This is a genomic window from Gilvibacter sp. CC01 (genome assembly GCF_055755295.1).
This window is the reverse complement of record NZ_CM146909.1, coordinates 19,781-41,122: the sequence shown is the minus strand read 5'-3', so window position 1 is coordinate 41,122 and position 21,342 is coordinate 19,781. Positions and strand designations below refer to the sequence as shown.

Here is a 21,342-nt window from a genome sequence, read left to right as displayed (position 1 = left end):
ATCTAAATCAAAAAACATGAAATCCACAATCAAACTATTAAGCGTACTTTTTTTACTGTGTGCCCTACCGGCACAGGCCCAATGGGGTAACAAAAAGGTAAACGGAAACGGCAATGTGACCACAGAAACTATTTCTACTGGAGACTACGATGTGATCGCAGCAGTCGGACCCATGGATGTTTACCTAGTAAGCGGATCCGAAGGTCGCATCAGCGTAGAAGCAGACAGTAACTTCCACGAGTATATCGTAGTAGAGACCGAAGGTGACAAGCTAATTGTTAAGGTTAAAAAAGGTTATTACCTAAAGTCTAAGAATCCTATCAAGGTCACTGTTCCTTTTGAAGATCTTAGCGGCGTTAAACTAACGGGTTCTGGCGACGTAATGACCAGAGATGCCATTAGCGCAGATAATTTTGAGGCCGCCATTACTGGCTCCGGAGATGTAAACTTAGAAGTAAATGCCCGTAAGGCTACTTTTAAGATTACCGGTTCTGGCGATATGCGTCTAAAAGGGAGCGCAGACAGCGCAAGTTTAAAAATCAGCGGTAGCGGTGACTTTGACGGCCGCATGTTCCGTACACAAGATGCCGAAGTAGCTATTTCTGGCTCCGGAGATGCCAAAGTCTATGCAGAAGCTAATCTAAAGGCGAGAGTTAATGGGTCCGGCGATATCACTTATGGCGGCAACCCATCTGTAGATAAGAAGGTATCGGGTTCTGGAAGCATCAGCGCCAGAAACTAAGGTTTCATTCATCAACTAATAAAAAAGCCACGCAGTTCAAGCGTGGCTTTTTTATTATGTTTTTGTTTTCTGATTGGGCTAAAGCTGTACAATAAAGGCTCCGTTGGTCACTTCCACACCGGGAATACTCGGGTCTGTTGAAACGCTTAGTGTTGCCGAGAAGGTACCCGTGAATCGGCCTTCTGCCGTGACTTCTGAAATAACGAATGTTCCTCCTGCTTCTGAACTGTAAATAAGAGTTGCGTCACTAGGGTCAGGCGCGTAGGTAAGTATAGTATTTCCTGGTAAGGGTAAACTGTTAAACTCGTAAGTTCCCGCCTCTAGAGCAGCATTGAAAGTTAATGTCATAGAGGCTCCTGAAGCCGTATTGACCCCTCCAATATTTATACTGGTAACACCTCCTGATTCAATACTGAAAGCAGTTAAGGAGTCTGGATTTACTGTTACCCCATCAACATCGGCATTGAAGGAAACGGTTCCATCGGTATCGCCATCTGTATCGCTATCATCTGTGTCAGATCCTTCATCCATTGTGGTATCATCGGTTATAAATTCTCCTTCTAAAGGTTCGTTATCACAAGCAAAAATGCAAATACATAGCGCCAGGACTGGCAAGATTTTCTTAATCATAGTAGGTCGATTTATTTAAGCAAACTTAATTATTTTCTGCAGACTGGTCTTTTCTGGGTACCTGCAAGAGTAGAAATACGCCAACAGCAAAGAACAAGATTAGAAAAATGACAGAGTTTCTCATGCTACCTGTAAGTTGATCTATCACTCCGTAAACCCCCATCCCGATCACAATACCTATTTTCTCCGCTACATCGTAAAAACTAAAATAAGACGTTGTGTCTTCTGTCTCCGGTAGGAACTTAGAATAGGTAGATCTGGAAAGTGCCTGAATGCCACCCATGACCAAACCAACTACTCCTGCCGTAGCATAGAATTCAAAAGGTTCAGTGATAAAATAGGCGACCACACAGATCGCAACCCAAATGATATTGATGACTACTAAGGTCTGAATATTGCCAAAACTCTTTGACGCCCTAGCCGTAAGGGTAGCACCAATTACCGCTACCAGTTGAATGACTAATATACTCACTATAAGTCCCATGGTTTTTTCGGAACTACCACCCCAAGCTATCTCTTGTTCTCCAAAATAAGTCGCCACCAGCATTACCGTTTGCACAGCCATAGAATAAACAAAGAAAGCTGCCAAAAACCTTTTAAGCCTAGGATTGCTAGAGAGTGACCGATAAACACCTCTTAGTTCTTTGTAGCCATTACCTAAGATCTTTCTGTGGATCTTACCACTGGCAGAGTTCCCTTTGGGTAAGTGGTAAAAAGAATACTGACTGAACAAGATCCACCATACACCCACCAATACGAAAGACCATTTCATCGCCGCCATCTCTCCTCCTTCTGGTGCTCCCAGCACCATGACCAGGTTGACCACCAATAAAAGTACACTCCCAATATAACCCATGGAAAAGCCCTGAGCACTCAGGTGATCTTGTTGCTCCGGATAGGCTACATCTGGCAGGTAAGAATTGTAGAACACCAAACTACCCCAAAATCCAATTAGGGCCAAAAAATAGGCTGTGGCACTGAGGTAGAGATAATCCAGATCAAAGAAGTACAAGGCCATACAAGACAGGGATCCCAGATAGCAAAAGAACTTCATGAAATTCTTCTTGTTCCCAACGTAATCTGCAATACCAGATAGGATCGGTGATATTATGGAAACCACCAAAAACGCAGCAGCCGTCACATAAGTTATAAAAGGTGTTTGTGGTATCTCAAAGCCTAAAAAGTTTACACTATCTACTTGGGCAATTTCGAAAAGGGCTCCGTAGTAGATTGGAAAAATAGCCGAGGCGATCACTAAGCTGTAAACTGAATTGGCCCAGTCGTAGAAAGCCCAGGCACGCATGAGTTTCTTACTGCCTTTAGGGAGTGTTTGTTTCAATGCAGTTGGTGTTTAGTCGTTGTTTGCTCAAACGAAAAAGTCGCCTTGTGTAGGCGACTTCTAAGTTAAATAAATTTATTGGGCTGCAGACCTATTTAAAAGAGGTAACTCCAAATTTAGCTGCTTCGGCCTTGGCTTCCGGCACCCAACCTTTGATATTGTTAATTCGGGTTTCATTACTTGGGTGCGTACTTAAGAATTCCGGTGGGGCTTGTCCGCCCGAATTCGCAGCCATGCGTCTCCAAAGTTGAACCGCCTCGGTAGGCTCATAACCGGCTATAGCCATTATGGTAAGTCCTATACGATCTGCTTCGGACTCGTGTTTTCTACTAAATGGAAGCATAACCCCTACGGTAGATCCGATTCCATAGGCCTGATTAAAGATCTGCTGATTCTTAGGGTCTTTGCTCAAGGCAACGTTTCCGGCAACTGCTCCTAGGGCTTGTAACTGTCCGGCACTCATACGCTGCTGGCCGTGGTTAGCCAAGGCGTGTGCAACCTCATGACCCATAATGGCCGCTACGCCTCGTTCGCCATAAGCGATAGGCATGATTCCCGTGTAGAATACTATCTTCCCTCCCGGCATACACCAAGCATTTACCGCTCCGTCTTGTACCAAGTTGAATTCCCACTGGTAGTCTTTTAGATATCCGGCATAGCCGTTCGCATTGAGCCAGCGCTCGGCTGCAGTTGAGATTTTCTGACCAACATTTTTAACCATATTGGCCTCCGCAGTACCTGTTACAACCTTGTTCTCAGATAAAAACTGATCGTATTGCTGAAACGCCATAGGTAGTATTTGCGAATTTGGCACCAAAGCCAAGGTCTTTTTTCCAGTGAAAGGATTAGTAGTACAGGCTACCATGAGGGCACAAAAGGCAGCCAGAGTTAGTGATTTCTTGAATATCATAGATGGTATATTTTCTATTAGAAAAGTTACAAAAATTATCTGTTCAAAGATCTACAATTCAAATTTAGTACCAGAATTGCTGGTATAGCAATGTTTTTGAAAATCGACAGTGAGTAAAATATTTCGATTAATTGCATTTCTTACTAGATTATCGAGTTTGGAACGACTTTTGAATAGTTGAATAAATTCCCACTGCTTTTAGGGCGGATCAGAAATCAAAAACGCAAAAAACAAAAACTACAACAACATGAAACGAATTGCACTACTCTTGTTACTAGCCTTACCACTAACCGTATTTACTTCTTGCGAAGGAGACCCAGGACCTCCGGGACCTCCAGGATTAGACGGAACCAGTTTACTAGGAACTGTTTTTGAGGTAAATGCCAATTTCAACGCCGGTAATGACTACAGAAATTTCTTTGGATACCCGAGCAGTTTACAGGTATTTGACTCCGATGTGGTCTTGGTTTACCTATTGGAAGAGACCACTCCAGAAGGCTTGGATGTGTGGAGTTTATTGCCACAGACCTTCTTTACTGCAGATGGTACCTTGGTGTACAACTTTGACTACACCGCTGTTGATATGTCGGTATATCTTTATGCTGATTTTAATTTGGATCTATTAGGCCCGGTCTTTACAGATAATCAGATCTTTAGAGTTGCTGTTGTTCCTGCGGATTTTGGAGAAAATATCGATATCTTTGATATGGAAGCTGTAATGGATGCCCTTAGCGTCTCGACAGACAACATAGAACGATTAGAACTTGATTAAAGATGTTAAATAAAATTGCCATGATGGCCCTTTGCGCAGTAACACTTGCGTGTAATGGTCAGCAAAAATCAGAAAAAGAAGAAGCAAAGGTTTATCCGGTTACTAAAACTGACTCCGAATGGCGAGCAGAATTGACCGAATTGGAGTATTACGTGCTGAGACAAGCCGGGACAGAACGTCCATTTACCTCTCCATTGAACAAGAACTACGAAGCAGGAACTTATGTTTGTGCAGCATGTGGAACTCCAGTTTTTAAATCGGATCACAAGTTTGACAGCGGTACGGGTTGGCCTAGTTTTGACCGTGAGATCAAAGGGAACGTGGAATACTCCACGGACTACAAGATCGGTTATGCACGTACTGAAGAACACTGCGCTACCTGTGGTGGACATTTGGGCCATGTCTTTAACGACGGCCCTAGTGACACTACTGGTAAGCGCCACTGTATCAATGGTGCAGCTCTGAATTTTATTCCCGAAGACGGACAGGACTAGTTAAACCTTCACAACATCAAAAGGTCTTGTAGGTATAACCAAATTATACGCTTATGAGACCTTTTTTATTGGCTATTGTTGCCCTTTTATTGTTTACTACTTCTTGTGCGAGATCTGTGGTGGTAACTCCTAGCACCCAAGTCACTGTGGTAAAGACTGCTCCAAAGAATCACCAGATAGTTGTAGTGCGCGGACAGCGCTATTACACTTGGAACGGTAAGCACTACAAAAAGACACGACAGGGATACGTCTTGGTGCGAATTTAATTCTCGATTTAAAAGTTGGCTTCGGTTGAGGTTATTTCGTAACTTTGAGGACTCTAAAAAACACCTTAAAATAGTAGCGAAATGACGCAATACGATGTTATAGTTCTGGGAAGTGGCCCTGGGGGTTATGTAACCGCTATCCGCGCTTCTCAACTCGGTTTTAAAACTGCAGTAGTAGAAAAAGAAAGCCTGGGTGGGGTTTGTTTGAACTGGGGATGTATCCCTACCAAAGCCTTGCTTAAGAGTGCTCAGGTATTCGAATACTTAAAACATGCCGAAGATTACGGCCTTACTGTGGATAACGCAGACAAGGATTTCGGAAAGGTCGTGGCGCGCAGCCGTTCTGTTGCTGATGGGATGAGTAAAGGCGTTCAGTTCTTGATGAAGAAGAACAAAATTGATGTGATTGAAGGACACGGAAAACTCAAACCAGGAAAAAAGGTAGAAGTTAACGGAACTGAATACAAAGCAGATCATATCATTATTGCTACCGGTGCTCGCTCTAGAGAACTAGGTAATTTACCGCAAGACGGAAAGAAAGTGATTGGATATCGCCAAGCTATGACCCTGGACAAGCAACCTAAGAGCATGATCGTTGTGGGATCTGGAGCTATTGGAGTGGAGTTCGCTCACTTTTATAACACCATGGGGACCGAAGTAACTATAGTGGAGTATTTGCCAAACCTTGTGCCATTAGAAGATGAGGAAGTATCTAAGCAATTTGAGCGTTCGTTTAAGAAAGCGGGTATCAAAGTAATGACCAATGCGTCTTTAGAAAGTGTAGATACCTCTGGGAAAGGAGTTAAGGCCACCATAAAAACCAAGAAAGGCGAAGAAGTCCTCGAGGCTGACATTGTATTGTCTGCTGTTGGGATCAAATCAAACATTGAAAATATAGGTTTGGAAGACGTCGGAATTGTAACCGATCGTGACAAGATCGTTGTGAACGACTGGTACCAGACCAACATTCCTGGTTATTACGCTATTGGCGATGTTGTACCTGGTCCTGCTCTAGCCCACGTGGCCTCCGCAGAAGGTATTACTTGTGTTGAAAAGATCAAAGGAATGCACGTAGAGCCTATCGATTACGGAAACATCCCTGGTTGTACTTATGCAACTCCAGAGATTGCTTCTGTAGGAATGACAGAAAAGCAAGCCAAAGATGCTGGCTATGATATTAAAGTTGGGAAGTTCCCATTCTCTGCTTCTGGTAAAGCTAGCGCCGGTGGGCATAAAGACGGTTTTGTAAAGGTTATCTTTGATGCTAAATACGGTGAATGGCTGGGTTGTCATATGATAGGAGCTGGTGTTACGGACATGATCGCCGAGGCGGTATTGGGTCGTAAATTAGAGACTACAGGACACGAAGTGTTGAAAGCGGTTCACCCGCACCCAACTATGAGTGAAGCGGTAATGGAAGCCGTTGCAGATGCATATGATGAAGTGATACATCTCTAGTACACCATGGTCACAAAATACTAAACAAAAGCACTCAGAAATGGGTGCTTTTTTGTGTTTAGAGCGGAAGTTGATTTTATTCAGGCCTTGTGTCGATATAAATGTGGTTGCAATGGAAATTTATTTGTAACCGAATTGTTGGGGGTTTCCAACCCCTACCCAAATCAAGCTACCAATTTTTACAGCTATTAAAAAACTCTTTTTGACCGTATTTATGAAATGATAGTATTTGCAACATACTCCAAGATTGAATTATGTGCTTGTGAAAAATTGATGTGCACTTTTTTGACCAATTAGAATTACCTCTAAGTTTCAATTAATGGTAGGATGTTAAATCGAAACCGATGATTCTCGTAAGAAATTTGGATATTATTGCTTCTAGATTTTGGCTTAAGATGATAGTTTCTTGATTCGAATTCTTAAGGGGTCTATCAACCCCTCCCCGATTTAATTTATCAAAAACGTAAATACAGTTAAAGTATTCCAAGCGAATATTTATGAATTGATTCGATTTTGATTAATCTCAATTCAGCTGAAAACCAAAATGTTTGAATTCAATTGCTTGTTGTCAATAATTTCTGCTATAAAAAACTCTGTAAACCGAGTTCGTAACTCTGTAGGCCAAATCCAATAACTACTCCTTTGGCATGAGCAGAAATAAAGGAATCGTGACGGAATTCTTCGCGTGCGAAAGTATTGGAGATATGCACTTCTACAACTGGCGTATTCACAGCGCGCACTGCATCGCCTATTCCAACCGAAGTATGGGTGTAAGCACCTGCATTAAGCAGTATGCCATCTGCGGTAAAACCTACCTGCTGAATTTTGTTTATCAATTCTCCTTCTACATTAGATTGGTAATAATCGAAAATTACCTCAGGGTACTTGGCCTTGAGCTCATCTAAAAACTCTTCAAAGGACAAGCTGCCATATACATTGGTTTCTCGCTTTCCAAGTAAGTTTAAATTTGGTCCGTTAATGATACAAATAGTCATGAGGTCCTTATTTTAAAAGTTGGATATTCACTCCAACAGTGACAGAAGATGCGTCATAATCGTCGATCAAGATAGAGCGGTAAGCTGCTTCTATGTTCAATCTGTCAGAAAATCGATAACGCAACCGGGGACTGTAGTAGAAACCGTTCACATTCTCTATAGGTATTCCAAAGATCTGATCGTTCTGATCGAATCCATTAGCGCCAAAACCATAGCCGATGTCTGCTCCTGCCCAAAAACGGTCTGCAAATTCAATCAGCCCAGCAGCAGCAACTGTCAGATAGTTCTGATTCGGTGCATCTTCCAAAAAATCTGAGAATACCACTTCATCTCCTGACATGGACGAATACCCCACTTTGGGTCCTAAAGCTACTTTGTCGGCTAGATTAACCCAATAGGCTCCTTCTACCACAAAATTTGCGGCTACAGCGAAACGAGCGTCTCCAGTGGGTAAACCAAAGGCCGCCCCTACTTCCAAACCTTGCTGACCACAGCTTGCAACAGTGATAAGCATGGCAATTAAAGTACATTTAAACATTTTCATAGCAGGTGTTTTTTAAATCGACACTACACAAATTTACAAAAAGAAAAAGCGCCCCAAAGGACGCTTTAGTATTTCTTATTTACTGCGGAGCTCTTACAGGAAGGAATAACCTAACGACAACGTCACCACAGAGTTCTTTCCTTTGTCAAAGTCTATAGCAGGCTCGTCCGGTACATCGGTAAGTCCAAAATTATAACGGCCTTCTAAGCGCAATCCGAAAGGAATGTCTAAACCAAGACCAACTACGCCCGAGATGTCAAAATCGTTAGTCGCGATATCGTTAATAACCTCACCCACTACGGTTTGGGTGTCATCGTCTATGAGTACTCCGAACTGAGGCCCAAGTTGAATATTCAAACCTCCAGCCACATAGTATTTAAGGACCATAGGGATGTTGATATAATCTAAATTAAAAGAGCCCAGATCGAATTCTGCACCTTGTTGTGAGTAAAGTGCATCTACCTGAATTCCTAGATTATCGCTAAGTTTGGCTCCTACGAATAGTCCACCAACAAAGCCAGTACGATTATCGAGTCCCGTAGCGTCTGTGATATTGGCAAAGTTCACCCCTGCTTTAATACCAAAGTCTAAACCTTGTCCTTGTGCAGATAGTCCGCAAAGGCCTATCAACGCGATTAAAAGAAGTTTTTTCATTTTTGTCTGTTTTCGTTTTTTAAATATAACGAGAACTTTTAGGCTTTATTAGATTTTTAGTTGATTTCTTAGCATCTTTAAGCAGTAAACGACACTTTGGATGAATTGGAAAACGGCCCTGAAAGATTACGCTACCTACCTCAGGATAGAGCGTGGACTGTCTTCCAATACCATAAACAACTACACCCTTGATGTACAAAAGTTAGTGCGCTGGTTGGATGAAACCGCCTGTAGTGATGGCCCTATTGATATAGATCAGGAGCGGATTCAAGAATTTATCTATGCCATTGCTAAAGAGGTGAACCCGAGAACTCAAAGCCGGATAATTTCTGGCTTGAAAGGGTTTTTCAACTACCTCATTTTTGAGAAGTACCGCGAAGACAATCCTTTAGAGCTACTGGAAGCACCTAAGATAGGACGCAAATTACCCGATACGCTTTCTATAGAGGAAGTAGATAAATTGCTTATGGCGGTAGATCTAAGCCATCCGCAGGGAACTAGAAACCGCGCCATGTTAGAAACGCTTTACGGCAGTGGTCTACGCGTTACCGAGTTGGTAGAACTAAAACTCTCCGATCTCTTTTTTGAAGAAGGAGTGATCAAAGTTACGGGTAAGGGTAACAAGCAGCGCTTTGTGCCGGTGAGTCAAGCCTCTGTTAAGTACATTGATCTATACAGAACCACAGAACGCGTTCAGCTCAGTATTGCTCCCGGGCACGAAGACACTTTGTTTCTGAATCGCCGGGGAAAAGGACTCACACGCGCCATGATCTTTACCTTGGTAAAACGCTTGGCAGAATCCGCAGGAATTCAAAAGAGTATTTCCCCACACACCTTTAGACATTCTTTTGCGACCCACCTGCTAGAGAATGGAGCAGATCTGCGGGCTATTCAACAAATGTTAGGTCATGAAAGCATTACCACTACAGAAGTTTATATGCATGTAGACCGTTCGCATTTGACTGAAATTATCCGTAAATTTCATCCTAGAAGTAAACAGCTATGAAAACACTAAAATTTAGAGACGATACAAGTATACCAGCCTTGGGCTTAGGAACCTGGAAATCGAGTCCGGAGGTAGTTAAAAAAGCAATACTTGACGCCATTGAATTGGGTTACCGTCATATTGACTGTGCCGCAATATATCAGAATGAAGAGGTAATTGGTGAAGCTTTTCAGGAAGCTTTTGACCGCGGATTGGTCTCACGAGAAGAGCTATTTGTAACCTCTAAATTGTGGAATGATTCTCATAAAGGCAGCGATGTACGTCCGGCCTTAGAAAAGACCTTAAAAGACCTTCGACTAGATTATTTGGATCTGTATTTGATTCACTGGCCGGTGGCTTTTCAGCCTGGGGTGACCTTTCCGGAGAATCCAAGCCAGTACGCTTCTCTGGATGAAATTCCATTGGAAGAAACTTGGTCAGCAATGGAAGCTGCCAAGAAAGACGGTTTGGCCAAACACATTGGCGTATCTAACTTTAGCATTCCAAAACTTAAACGCGTGATGGCCAATGCCGCCGAGGCCCCAGAAATGAATCAAGTAGAAGGGCATCCGCTACTCCAACAGCCAGAATTGCATTCCTTTTGCAAGGACAACGGGATCTTAATCACGGCCTATTCTCCTTTAGGCTCTACAGATCGATCTGATGCTATGAAAGCGGAAGATGAACCCAATATGTTTGAACTTCCAGAGATAAAAGCCATAGCTGATAAGCATGAAGTAACCCCTGCTCAAGTCCTGTTGGGTTGGCATGTGAACAGAGGGAATACTGTGATTCCTAAATCGACTAACAAAGGCCGACAAGCACAGAATCTCGCTGCTGCAGATCTATCACTCTCAGAAGAGGATATGAACACAATCGCAGGATTGGATCGTCACTTCCGTTATGTGAATGGGAAATTCTTTGAGAACCAAGAAAAGGGTTATGTGAACATTTACGATGATTAAATCGTTCTTTAACTGATCAATTACGCACAACCATGGCCAAATCAGACACGAGTCATCACGATGAACGGATCGCCAATATGGTCTTTGGCTCTATACTTCCGCATTACATCAACAAAGTTGAAAAGAAAGGACGTACACAAGAGGAAATGTACCAGGTCATGGAATGGCTTACTGGTTATGATAAAGCCCAAGTTCTGGCGCATGCAGAAAACAAAACCAACTTTAGAGATTTCTTTGCGGGTTGCACGCTAAACCCGAATGCACATTTGATCACAGGAGTTATCTGCGGCTATCGCGTGGAAGAGATCACCAACGAGACCACACGCAATTCGCGCTATTTGGATAAGCTTATTGACGAGCTTGCCCGTGGTAAAAAGCTGGAGAGCATCCTTAGAAAACCAAAATAATTACTTCGCGATATTCACGGCGCGTGTTTCTCGGATCACCGTAACCTTTACTTGCCCAGGATAGGTCATGTCTGTCTGTATCTTTTGAGAGATCTCAAAGGACAACTGTGCTGCCTTATCATCACTCACCTTTTCAGACTCTACCATTACGCGTAATTCACGTCCCGCTTGAATTGCATAGGCCTTGGTTACACCACCGAATCCAAAAGCGATATCCTCCAAGTCCTTAAGGCGTTGAATATAAGAATCCAAGACCTGTCTTCGAGCTCCTGGTCTTGCGCCAGAAATGGCATCACAAACTTGCACAATGGGAGAAAGTAAAGAAGTCATTTCGATCTCGTCGTGGTGGGCCCCAATTGCATTACAGACGTCTGGCTTTTCGCCATACTTCTCTGCCCATTGCATTCCCAATAAGGCGTGAGGCACTTCGGTTTCGTTTTCGGGCACTTTACCAATGTCGTGCAATAAACCTGCTCGCTTGGCAAGCTTAGGGTTTAAACCTAATTCTGAGGCCATAACGCCACAGAGTTTGGCCACCTCACGAGAGTGCTGTAAAAGATTCTGACCATAAGAGGAACGGTATTTCATACGCCCAACGATCTTGATGAGCTCTGGATGCAAGCCGTGAATACCTAGATCGATCACTGTGCGCTTACCAACCTCTGCAATCTCTTCGTTGATCTGTTTGGTGGTCTTTTTAACCACTTCCTCAATACGCGCAGGGTGAATACGACCGTCGGTTACCAATTTGTGCAAGGACAATCTAGCAACTTCTCTGCGGACCGAATCAAAACAAGAAAGAATGATTGCCTCCGGAGTATCATCTACAATGATCTCTACTCCAGTAGCCGCTTCTAAAGCGCGGATATTTCTACCTTCACGACCAATAATTCGGCCTTTTACATCGTCACTTTCCAGGTTGAATACAGAGACACAGTTTTCTATAGATTCTTCCGTCCCGATGCGTTGAATGGTATTGATTACGACCTTCTTAGCTTCTTGTTGGGCGGTAAGCTTGGCTTCCTCTATGGCAGATTGAATGTAAGCCATCGCATCTGTTTTGGCCTCTTCACGCAAGCTTTCTATAAGTTGTTCCTTGGCATCTTCTGCCGACAGACTCGAGATCACCTCCAATTGTTCTACTTGTCTTCGGTGCACTTTATCTACCTCAGCCTGACGCTTGTCTAAGAAATTCAAGCGGTCTTCGTATTCTTTCTTTTTACTTTCCAAAGAGGCGTTGAGCTTTTTGTTTTTAGAAAGCTCACTGGATACTTGAGATTCTTTATCACGGGTGCGCTTCTCCGCTTCTGATATTTTCTTTTCTCTATTGAGAATGACCTTTTCGTGCTCTGCTTTGAGTTCGATGAACTTCTCTTTGGCCTGAAGGATCTTGTCTTTTTTGATACTTTCTGCCTCGCTTTTTGCTTCTTTTACGATTCCGCCTGCAGTCTTTTTTGCTTCGTTCACCAACTGTGAACCCTTAGACTTTTCAAGCATTTTAGCGATAAGAAAACCTATGATCAGCCCCCCAAGGCCTAAGGCAATATATATAATAGTTGTATCCATTTGATGGTATGATTAAGAATAACCATTCACTCCGATAAAGCAGATTATTCAGTATATAATTAAGGGGCGCAACTTTGAGTTTTTATTTAACCGAAAATGAGCATTAGCATGGTTAACCGAGGCATTCTGCGCAACGCATAGCAGCGCTACGCGTAAGCGGAATAACGAAGGGAAAGCAGGCTAAGGCCATTTTTTAGGAAATGAAAACTCGAAGTTGGGATCCCTAAAAAAAAGCCTACATCGATAGCTTAAATTGTATAAACTCCTTAAAAACAAGTTTAGGGCTAACAAACTGGTCAAGGATCCGTTCTAAGACGGCTTGCTTTTACAGTTTCAACTCACCCTTTTTAAAGAATTCCTGTTGAGTTTACCAAATATGTATCAATGTAGGCAGTAACCTAGTGTTATTTAAAGAACGTTTAGGACATATGATCCTGAAGTAAACGATCTAAGGAAGCTAGCTTCTGTTCGATCTCTTCTAGGTTGTTGTCCTTATCTATAGAACGTTGCTCTACTTGAGCCGCAAACTGCAAGGCACACATTGCCAGTACATCTTGCTTATCTCTTACCGCATAGTTTTGTTCAAAACGCTGGATCATTTGTTCGATCTTCTTAGCCGCTTTGCGCAAGCCCTCTTCTTTGTCTGGGCTTATGGTTAGCGGGTATACTCTATCTGCTACAGAGAGCTTTATTTTTAGCGTTTCAGCCATATTTATTCGGATATCTGGGCTATACAATGATCCAGTTCCCGTACTAATGCATTTATTTTGAGCTTTGTTTCTCGTTTATATTGGTCGCTGCCAAGCATTGCATTGGCTGTTTTGAGCGTTTCATATTTTTCTTTCCAGGTATTGATATCTTGAAGAATCTCTTGCTTTTGTTTTCTTAAAGATGTCAATTCTTGCTGCAAATCCGCATTGGTTTTGCGCAGAACATCGCTTCTGTGAAGCAATTTACTGATCCTATTTTCTAAGGAATCAACAATTTGAGAAAGATCACTCATAGTGGCCAGTCATTCAATGCTAACTACACAAAGTTAACATACCCCAGATAATAAGCCAATATTTTTAGATTTTTTTTAAAGCTGCGGATGCCTATTTTTCACAAGTGGTAAAAGCTTGCTACATTTTCATATACTCAGGGTTTTACTATTGGCACTGCTTTAGAATATTTCGTATCATTGAACAACTGGATTAAAACCTCATAACAGCTTTAACTTATGACTCAAACCTTGCTAAGGCTACTCCTCTGCTTTTGTATTATATCATCGGCTTTTTCACAGGCGCCTGAGGTGCCTGAGAACTATTTTGCCAACCCAATGGAGATCCCGCTTATTTTGTCGGGCAGCTTTGGTGAGCTCCGCAGTAACCATTTCCACTCTGGTTTAGATATAAAAACACAGCAGCGAGAAGGTATCCCCGTCTATGCGCCGGCTGACGGTTTTGTGAGTCGTATCAAAGTGTCTCATTATGGTTATGGAAAGGCATTGTACATTAAACACGACAACGGCTACTCTACTGTTTATGCGCATTTGAGTAATTATGCAGGAGCTATTCAGCATTATGTTAAAAAACAACAATACAAGAAGGAGTCTTACGAGATAGAGCTTTTCCCAGAGGCCCAAATGCTCGCTGTAAAAAAAGGAGATCTTATCGCTTATTCAGGAAACAGCGGAAGCAGTGGCGGGCCGCATTTGCATTTCGAGATTAGAGATGGCGCCTCCCGCCCTATGAACCCAATGCTATTTGGGATTGATATCCCCGATGATAAAAAACCGCTTATTAACAGCGTAATTGCTTATCCTCAAGGTGAGGGTGCTCATGTGAACAACGGTTTCGATCCGGTCAAGCTAAGACTAATTCCGCAAAAAGATGGCTCTTTTAAAACTGAAAAGGTCAAAGCACAAGGCCGTATTGGGTTTGGTATTTCTGCCTACGACCAAATGAACGGTGCTTCTAACAAGAATGGGGTCTATCAGATAAAGACCACTTTTAACGGTGAATCTAAGCTCAATGTGCTCTTTGATCGCTTCAGTTTTAACGAAACCCGATATTTGAATCAATATATCGATTACGGATACTGGCAACGTAACAAAAGCAGGGTGCAACGGCTATTTGTAGCACCTAACAATCCCTTGAGCCTTTTTAAAAATCAAGATGCGGACGGTCTAATAGACATTGCCCCTGGCTATCAAGGAGTGTATTCTATTGTTGTCAGAGATTTTCAGGACAACACTGTGCGTATTGACATTCCAATAGAAGGCGAGGCTCCCAGCAACTCTCCAAAAGAAAGTAATAAAGAAGGGCTAGATTTTGTCAGCGCTGTAGAGAACACCTCGATCACCAAAGGGAAATTCTCGGTCTTTATACCGAGTAATAGCTTGTATGAGGACGTTTACTTAGACATTCAAGCAGTGGCAGATACCTTGTATTTTCATGTAGATGAAGTCCCAATTCATAAAAACATTACTTTGAGTTTTGATGCCAGTAATTATGCTGAAGCTGATCTGGACAAACTCTATATAGGTAGACTCAATTACAAAGGAGAACCCTATTACAACACTACCTATCGCAAAGGAAAAAAGCTTTCTATCAGAACCAGGACTTTTGGCACCTATGCCTTAGCATCAGACAGGCAATCGCCTACCATTACGCCTGTTAATTTTCAAGATGGGAAATGGATCAGCAACAATAAGAACCTGCGCATTAAAATTGAAGATGAGGATAGCGGAATCAAATCCTATCGCGCTACGATAAACGGCAAATTCATCCTTATGGAATATAATTACAAAAAGGACGTTTTAACTTATGATTTCGACGATGCCGTGATAAGCGATGCTGAAAACAAATTGAAGTTGGTTGTTGTAGATAATGTGGGAAATAGTACTAAATTTGAAGCAACCTTTTTTAGAAAACAATCATAACCAAAGCGTTTGAAACCTTCTAGACTCCCGTTTTTCCTATTCTTTTTACTGCTTACTAATTTTATCCAAGCGCAAACAGCTGTCGTAAGAGGTATTGTCTTTGACCCAGACAACAACCCTTTGGATTCGGTAAATGTTTTGGTCGATGGCGGCGGAACACAAACCGACCTAAGTGGTTTTTATTATTTAGAGATCCCTGCCAACCAAGATGTTGTGATCACTTTTACTCACGTTGGCCACCAACAAGTACAGGTAACAGTGAATTTAGATCGCAACGAAGATTACGAATTCAATCCGCAGCTACAAGTAGACGTAGAGCAGATCACTGAAGTTGTGATAACCGGACGCGAAAATAAGCAGGTTCAAGGTGTTACTACCATCTCGCCAGCTACTGTACGTCGCATTCCCGGTGCCAATGCCGGAGTAGAAAACCTGATCAAATCCCTGCCCGGAGTTGGTGGAAACGATGAACTCAGTACGCAGTACACGGTTCGCGGTGGTAATTTTGACGAGAACTTGCTCTACGTGAACGAAATTGAGGTGTATCGACCATTTTTGATCCGCAGCGGACAACAAGAAGGTTTGAGTTTTGTCAATACAGATCTTACTTCTTCTGTAGATTTCTCTGCAGGAGGTTTTCAGGCTAAATACGGCGATCGTTTATCTTCTGTTTTAGATATCACCTACAAGAAACCTACGGAATTTGAAGCCAGTGCGGATTTCAGCTTTTTAGGGGCTAGTGTCTCTGCCGGAAGTATTTCTAAGGATGGACGTTTTAGTGGGATGGTAGGTTTGCGCTACAGAGACAACAGTTTATTTGTTAATGCCAAGCAGACCGAAACCAACTTCCGCCCGCGCTTTGCAGATGCGCAAGCGTATTTGAACTACAAGGTGAGCAGCAAGTTCGATCTGAGTTTTTTAGGAAACGCTGCTATTAATAGATACAGCTTTGAGCCGGAGACCAGACAGACCAACTTTGGAACCCTTGCCGATCCTATTGCCCTTCTGATCTTTTACGAGGGTCAGGAAGAAGATCGCTACGACACTTACTTCGGAGCTTTAAAGGGAACCTATCTGGTTTCAGAGAATTACACGGCCAAATTCATCGCTTCCGTCTTTCAAACACAGGAACAAGAGTATTTCGACATCTTTGCCAATTATCGCTTAGGACAGGTAAATAACAATATTGGCGATGAAAACCTCGGTGAGGTTGAGTTTAGCGAAGGTATAGGCTCTCAGCTTACCCACGCTCGTAATGATCTGGACGCCTTAATAGTGAATGTAGAACACAAAGGGAATATCGCCCTAGGCGATAATAAGTTCGAATACGGAATTAAATACACCCGAGAAGATATCATAGATCGTGTTGAAGAATACGAGATCATCGACTCCGCTGGCTTCTCTATCCGTCCGCCTTTGTTTGAATTCAGAAACGATCAGCCTTACAATCCGAACGCTACGCCTATAGTGCCGTTCAATACAATACGTGCACAAAACAATGTGCAGACCAATCGTTTTTCTGGTTATGCACAATGGAGCCGTAAAACAACTTGGGGTAACAGCGACGTTTGGCTCAACGCAGGAGTTAGAGCGCATAATTGGACAGTAGGGGGAGATAATATTGAATCGGTAACGCAAACGGTAGTTAGTCCACGTGTACAGCTGGCTATAAAACCAGATTGGGACATGGACATGCTATTCCGTCTTTCAGGAGGATTTTACCACCAACCACCTTTTTACAGAGAATTACGCGATTCTACTGGAACAGTGCGTCCGGGGGTAAAGGCGCAACAGTCTATCCATATCGTTCTGGGTAACGATTATAGTTTTAATCTGTGGGGGCGCCCATTTACCTTAAATTCTGAGCTCTATTACAAAGATCTAACCGATGTGAATCCGTACACCTTAGAGAATGTACGTATTCGATATCGAGCAAGAAACAACGCAGTGGCCTACGCTTACGGACTCGATATGCGTTTAGCAGGAGAGTTTGTGCCAGGCACCGAGAGTTGGGTGAGTTTAGGATTCATGAAAACTGAAGAGAACATAGACGATCGCGGTTATATTTTTAGACCTACAGATCAACGTCTTAAAATAGCGATTTTATTTCAAGACTATGTTCCCGTTATTCCACAGTTAAAAGCCTATTTGAATTTGGTCTATAATACTGGTTTGCCAGCTGGATCTCCGAGTTACGCGGATCCTTATGACTTCCAAACACGCCTTAGAGACTATCGCCGTGCAGATGTTGGTGTGTCTTATGTATTGGTAGATCAAGAAGATTTTAAAAGAGAATCTGGCTTTTTGAGCAACTTTAAAGAATTGAGTTTTGGAGCAGAGATCTTCAACATCTTCGATGTGAGAAACTCCATTACCAGTACCTTTGTTAGAGATGTGAATTCTAAAGTACAGTTCTCTATCCCGAATTTCTTAACCCCACGTGTATTCAACTTGAGGTTACGCATGAAATTCTAACTAGCTACGAACTCTTTAAGGACATTGACCACAAAGTCTATCTCTTCTTTGGTGGTAAAAGCACTAAAGGAGAAACGCAGCGATGGTTTTTTCAAATCTTCCTCGCTTAAAAAGGCCGACAACACATGCGAGGCGCCAGAACTACCACTTTGACAAGCACTTCCTTTAGAACAAGCTATTCCCTTTAGGTCCATCTGAAAAAGTAACATCAGCGCTTTTTGTGGAGGCAAGGGCAAACAGACATTCAGTAAGGTATAGGTGCTTTTTAAGGGATCTTCACAGCTTCCATTAAAGCTCACTCCAGGCACGTTTGCTTTAAGTTGCTTAATGAAGTGATCTTTAATTCCTTGTATGTGCGCTCTTTCGGTCTCCAAATTCGCATAAGCGATCTCCATGGCTTTTGCCATACCCACAATATTATGAGTAGCTTCAGTTCCGGCCCGCATTCCCCGCTCTTGGGCACCACCAAAGATCAAGGGTTTTAATCCGGTTTCTTTGCGGATATAAGCAAAACCCGCACCTTTGGGGCCGTGAAATTTATGCGCAGCTACTGCGGCGAAATCGATTCCGGAATTTCCGAGATCCACTTCGTAATGACCAATGGATTGCACGGTATCTGAATGAAAATAAGCCCCAGCTTTACGAGCTAATTCACTAACGCGATCTACATCTAACTTTGTCCCTACCTCGTTATTAATATGCATTAAACTCACCAAAGTGGTCTTGGAGCGATCTTCGAGAAGTTCTGCCAAATGGTCGTAGTCGATATTGCTACATTTTTTAATGCGGACCCAATCTGCTTGAATTCCACGATCTTGCTCTAACTCCTCTATAGTATGCAATACGGCGTGATGCTCAATAGGAGATGAAATGATGCGTTCCACTCCCAGATCACGCACGCAAGACTGAAGGATCAAGTTATCAGCTTCTGTTCCTCCTGAGGTAAAGATAATCTCCCCCGGATGTACATTGAGCTGCTTGGCAATATCCTTTCGAGCTTTCTCTATCAGTGATTTAGATGCGCGACCGCTGTGATGTGTCGATGAAGGATTCCCAAAGGAATCAGCAAGCACCGCTGTCATGGCCGCGACAACTTCCGGACGCAGTTGGGTGGTTGCTGCGGAATCTAGATATACAGTTTTCAGAGCCTTAAAGTTTAGTTATAGTTAGTATGGTTGAAGCGTTTTCAACTTATATTTAAAAAGTTTAAAAACGCGCCATAGCAAAAATAACATATTTCGACTATTTTCGTTCCCAATACCGAGAACGTATTTTATTACTTCATATGAACCGATTTTCCGCTCAATTATTCCTGATTTTAAGTCTACTAGTATATACAACAGCCTGTGATGATGGTGATATCATTGTGACTACCTTTGATTTTGACGAGATTCAATTGGAGAACTGCGGAGAAACCGGAGACTACGTGTTCTACAAGATCAACAATACAAATTTAGAATCGATTTCACTTGTTTTAGGCACTACTGATGAGATTTACCTAAGCACTCAAGACCGCACTTATGCACTCAACGGAAGCACGAATTTTGTCAACTACCGGACGTATTCAGGGGAAATAGGTTCGGAATTCTTTTGCAGTAATGTAACTCCTTCTACCCCTGAAATTATCAATGATTTTGCGGGAAATTCTGGAGATGCACTTTTAGAGGTGATTGCCGTGAATGATGATAATGATGGAATCGATATAGCAAATGAACTGGACGAGTTAGATGAAGATGGCGATGGTGATCCATTTACCAACCCTCTTGATACGGATGGCGACAGTATACCAGATTATATCGATTTTGATGACGACGGTGACAATGTACCTACGGCGAACGAACTAGATACGGAGAACGCAGACGGAGACGACAACCCTTATACTAACCCAAAGGATACAGATAACGACGGTATTCCAGATTATTTAGATCCGGACGACGACGGAGACGGGATCTTAACCCGTAATGAAGATACCAACGCCAATTTAGATCCGTCAGACGACGTTACCGATCCTGCGGTTGGTCCTGATTTCTTGAATCCAGATGTTGCTGTTGAAACTATTGTAGAAGCGTATCGCTCTCATGCATTTACACTTACCACGTCGGTTACAGTGACCTTATTGGATCTTGTACTCACCAACGGATCTGAGGAACTAATCAGAGAATCCTTGTTTTTGGGAACCATTGACAATGCCTTCAACGCCACTTTTTTGGTGGAGCCTGTCTTTACCAACGACTAGCTTTTTGACTGATGTTAATTAAGGTAGCACCCTGGCCGTATTTTTGATAATCGGCGGGTTCGTATCTAAGGCCATCATAACGACCTATTAGAAACTGTAGTTCAGTTTTTAATACCCCTTCTCCTACTCCATGAATCAATACCAGTTTTGGTAGCCGTTTTTGAATTGCAAGGTCTATACTGCGTTTGGCTCGTTCTAACTGGATCTCCAAATGCTCATGCGGTAAGAGTCGATAATGCTCTTTAACCAACTTTTCGATGTGCAGATCGACCTCCATTGGTGGAATTACCTTTTCGCGTTTGGGTTGTATTTTTCGCTTGTTTTTTTGCTTAGCTTCCCGACTATAATCCCATTGTTTTTGTTGTGCTGCGGATAGATTAAGTGGCTGCTGCTCCAACTGTGGCACCAAGGCCTTGCATTCGAATTCTAAATCAAAACCATCGGTGGTTGTTACTAGAGCAATGTCTCCGTTTATAGCTTTGATCTTGCCACGGATGTTGTCTTCTATAACTTCTACGAGATCACCAACGGAAAACTCTGATTCTCTGTTTTTTATTGCCATTTTAACCTACTTACTCGGAAATTTCCTGCAATTTATCGAAAAAGTGTATTCGAACCTTAGATTTTTCCTATGTTTACTCTAATTACAGTACCCCCACCTTGAGTACTAACATAACTTAATGATTATCATGAAAAAGCTATTGTTTATTTCGTGTTTTGTAGCTGGTCTCACTTCAGCTATGGCACAGCTTTATGTTAGACCAAATCCTACTTCATCTACTGACTCTTATATCTATGTAAATGATCAAGTTTTATATGTAGATGACGAGGTCAATCTAGAACTAAACACCAACGATCCGGCCACAGAAGCTAGTATCTACCTGAGAGGTGATGGCCAGCTCATTCAAGGAATACGGCAGCCGGTGCAAACCTAGGTGCAGGGTTTCTCTCTGTATACCAGCAAGGCTTTGCAGACCGCTA

At 42.6% G+C, this 21,342-nt stretch carries 23 protein-coding genes and 1 other RNA gene; 12 read left to right on the top strand and 12 right to left on the bottom strand.

What is annotated here, in order from left to right; all coding sequences use genetic code 11:
- Positions 1–16: 16 nt before the first annotated feature.
- Positions 17–742: a head GIN domain-containing protein gene (locus AC0J2F_RS00220; RefSeq protein ID WP_473008050.1), complete on the top strand. Its 726-nt coding sequence runs from the start codon at positions 17–19 to the stop codon at positions 740–742.
- Between the two features lie 78 nt (positions 743–820).
- Here the strand turns inward: AC0J2F_RS00220 and AC0J2F_RS00215 are convergent, their stop codons facing one another.
- From AC0J2F_RS00215 to AC0J2F_RS00205, 3 genes are all read right to left on the bottom strand, one after another.
- The gene (locus AC0J2F_RS00215; protein ID WP_473008049.1) at positions 821–1,372 is read right to left on the bottom strand and encodes a hypothetical protein; all 552 of its coding nucleotides are present in this window, start codon (positions 1,370–1,372) and stop codon (positions 821–823) included.
- A 25-nt stretch (positions 1,373–1,397) separates the two neighbouring features.
- Complete coding sequence (locus AC0J2F_RS00210) at positions 1,398–2,711, bottom strand: MFS transporter (RefSeq protein WP_473008048.1); 1,314 nt, start codon at positions 2,709–2,711, stop codon at positions 1,398–1,400.
- A gap of 91 nt (positions 2,712–2,802) precedes the next feature.
- The gene (locus tag AC0J2F_RS00205; protein ID WP_473008047.1) at positions 2,803–3,621 is read right to left on the bottom strand and encodes a M48 family metallopeptidase; all 819 of its coding nucleotides are present in this window, start codon (positions 3,619–3,621) and stop codon (positions 2,803–2,805) included.
- 247 nt (positions 3,622–3,868) lie between these two features.
- Between AC0J2F_RS00205 and AC0J2F_RS00200 the strand changes: the two genes are divergently transcribed.
- The 4 genes from AC0J2F_RS00200 to lpdA all read left to right on the top strand — a co-directional run bounded on the left by AC0J2F_RS00200 (position 3,869) and on the right by lpdA (position 6,611).
- Positions 3,869–4,393: a collagen-like protein gene (locus AC0J2F_RS00200; RefSeq protein ID WP_374958737.1), complete on the top strand. Its 525-nt coding sequence runs from the start codon at positions 3,869–3,871 to the stop codon at positions 4,391–4,393.
- Positions 4,394–4,395: 2 nt separating this feature from the next.
- Positions 4,396–4,887: a peptide-methionine (R)-S-oxide reductase MsrB gene (msrB, locus tag AC0J2F_RS00195; RefSeq protein ID WP_473008046.1), complete on the top strand. Its 492-nt coding sequence runs from the start codon at positions 4,396–4,398 to the stop codon at positions 4,885–4,887.
- 53 nt (positions 4,888–4,940) lie between these two features.
- The gene (locus AC0J2F_RS00190; RefSeq protein WP_374960226.1) at positions 4,941–5,153 is read left to right on the top strand and encodes a DUF6515 family protein; all 213 of its coding nucleotides are present in this window, start codon (positions 4,941–4,943) and stop codon (positions 5,151–5,153) included.
- An 81-nt stretch (positions 5,154–5,234) separates the two neighbouring features.
- Entirely contained in the window at positions 5,235–6,611 is a 1,377-nt protein-coding gene (gene lpdA / locus AC0J2F_RS00185) for a dihydrolipoyl dehydrogenase (RefSeq protein WP_473008045.1), read from the top strand.
- A gap of 581 nt (positions 6,612–7,192) precedes the next feature.
- On the opposite strand, the gene AC0J2F_RS00180 is transcribed toward lpdA, so the two are convergent.
- The 3 genes from AC0J2F_RS00180 to AC0J2F_RS00170 form a co-directional block, all read right to left on the bottom strand.
- Complete coding sequence (locus AC0J2F_RS00180) at positions 7,193–7,606, bottom strand: type II 3-dehydroquinate dehydratase (protein WP_374958822.1); 414 nt, start codon at positions 7,604–7,606, stop codon at positions 7,193–7,195.
- Between the two features lie 7 nt (positions 7,607–7,613).
- Complete coding sequence (locus AC0J2F_RS00175; RefSeq protein WP_374958821.1) at positions 7,614–8,150, bottom strand: outer membrane beta-barrel protein; 537 nt, start codon at positions 8,148–8,150, stop codon at positions 7,614–7,616.
- Between the two features lie 93 nt (positions 8,151–8,243).
- Entirely contained in the window at positions 8,244–8,804 is a 561-nt protein-coding gene (locus tag AC0J2F_RS00170; protein WP_374958820.1) for a porin family protein, read from the bottom strand.
- A gap of 100 nt (positions 8,805–8,904) precedes the next feature.
- On the opposite strand from AC0J2F_RS00170, the gene xerD reads away from it, so the two are divergent.
- The 3 genes from xerD to AC0J2F_RS00155 are packed head-to-tail and all read left to right on the top strand — an operon-like array spanning position 8,905 to position 11,161.
- The gene (gene xerD, locus AC0J2F_RS00165; protein WP_374958819.1) at positions 8,905–9,810 is read left to right on the top strand and encodes a site-specific tyrosine recombinase XerD; all 906 of its coding nucleotides are present in this window, start codon (positions 8,905–8,907) and stop codon (positions 9,808–9,810) included.
- Positions 9,807–10,754, top strand: coding sequence for an aldo/keto reductase (locus AC0J2F_RS00160; protein ID WP_374958818.1), 948 nt, complete (start codon positions 9,807–9,809; stop codon positions 10,752–10,754). Before xerD ends, AC0J2F_RS00160 begins: the two co-directional genes overlap by 4 nt.
- A gap of 32 nt (positions 10,755–10,786) precedes the next feature.
- On the top strand, positions 10,787–11,161 hold the full coding sequence (locus tag AC0J2F_RS00155; protein ID WP_374958817.1) for a DUF2200 domain-containing protein: 375 nt from the start codon (positions 10,787–10,789) through the stop codon (positions 11,159–11,161).
- Here the strand turns inward: AC0J2F_RS00155 and rny are convergent, their stop codons facing one another.
- The 4 genes from rny to AC0J2F_RS00135 form a co-directional block, all read right to left on the bottom strand.
- Positions 11,162–12,727: a ribonuclease Y gene (gene rny / locus AC0J2F_RS00150; protein ID WP_374958816.1), complete on the bottom strand. Its 1,566-nt coding sequence runs from the start codon at positions 12,725–12,727 to the stop codon at positions 11,162–11,164.
- 259 nt (positions 12,728–12,986) lie between these two features.
- A non-coding RNA gene (gene ssrS, locus AC0J2F_RS00145) (6S RNA) lies at positions 12,987–13,094 on the bottom strand.
- Positions 13,095–13,146: 52 nt separating this feature from the next.
- Positions 13,147–13,437 (bottom strand): cell division protein ZapA, encoded by a 291-nt coding sequence (locus AC0J2F_RS00140; RefSeq protein WP_087525425.1) that lies wholly within the window; start codon positions 13,435–13,437, stop codon positions 13,147–13,149.
- Between the two features lie 2 nt (positions 13,438–13,439).
- Positions 13,440–13,730, bottom strand: coding sequence for a hypothetical protein (locus tag AC0J2F_RS00135; RefSeq protein ID WP_087525426.1), 291 nt, complete (start codon positions 13,728–13,730; stop codon positions 13,440–13,442).
- A gap of 216 nt (positions 13,731–13,946) precedes the next feature.
- Between AC0J2F_RS00135 and AC0J2F_RS00130 the strand changes: the two genes are divergently transcribed.
- On the top strand, positions 13,947–15,650 hold the full coding sequence (locus AC0J2F_RS00130) for a M23 family metallopeptidase (RefSeq protein WP_473008044.1): 1,704 nt from the start codon (positions 13,947–13,949) through the stop codon (positions 15,648–15,650).
- 9 nt (positions 15,651–15,659) lie between these two features.
- Positions 15,660–18,125 carry a TonB-dependent receptor gene (locus AC0J2F_RS00125; protein ID WP_473008043.1) on the top strand — a complete coding sequence of 822 codons (2,466 nt, stop codon included), beginning with the start codon at positions 15,660–15,662 and terminating at the stop codon, positions 18,123–18,125.
- On the opposite strand, the gene AC0J2F_RS00120 is transcribed toward AC0J2F_RS00125, so the two are convergent.
- Entirely contained in the window at positions 18,122–19,270 is a 1,149-nt protein-coding gene (locus AC0J2F_RS00120; protein WP_374959784.1) for a cysteine desulfurase family protein, read from the bottom strand. The two genes, AC0J2F_RS00125 and AC0J2F_RS00120, sit on opposite strands and share 4 nt — an antisense overlap.
- A gap of 140 nt (positions 19,271–19,410) precedes the next feature.
- Here AC0J2F_RS00120 and AC0J2F_RS00115 point away from each other — a divergent pair, with 140 nt between their 5' ends.
- Positions 19,411–20,361 (top strand): hypothetical protein, encoded by a 951-nt coding sequence (locus AC0J2F_RS00115; protein ID WP_473008042.1) that lies wholly within the window; start codon positions 19,411–19,413, stop codon positions 20,359–20,361.
- Here the strand turns inward: AC0J2F_RS00115 and AC0J2F_RS00110 are convergent.
- Entirely contained in the window at positions 20,348–20,923 is a 576-nt protein-coding gene (locus tag AC0J2F_RS00110; RefSeq protein ID WP_374958521.1) for a Smr/MutS family protein, read from the bottom strand. The genes AC0J2F_RS00115 and AC0J2F_RS00110 overlap by 14 nt on opposite strands.
- 127 nt (positions 20,924–21,050) lie before the next feature.
- Between AC0J2F_RS00110 and AC0J2F_RS00105 the strand changes: the two genes are divergently transcribed.
- Positions 21,051–21,296: a hypothetical protein gene (locus tag AC0J2F_RS00105; protein WP_473008041.1), complete on the top strand. Its 246-nt coding sequence runs from the start codon at positions 21,051–21,053 to the stop codon at positions 21,294–21,296.
- Positions 21,297–21,342 lie beyond the last annotated feature (46 nt).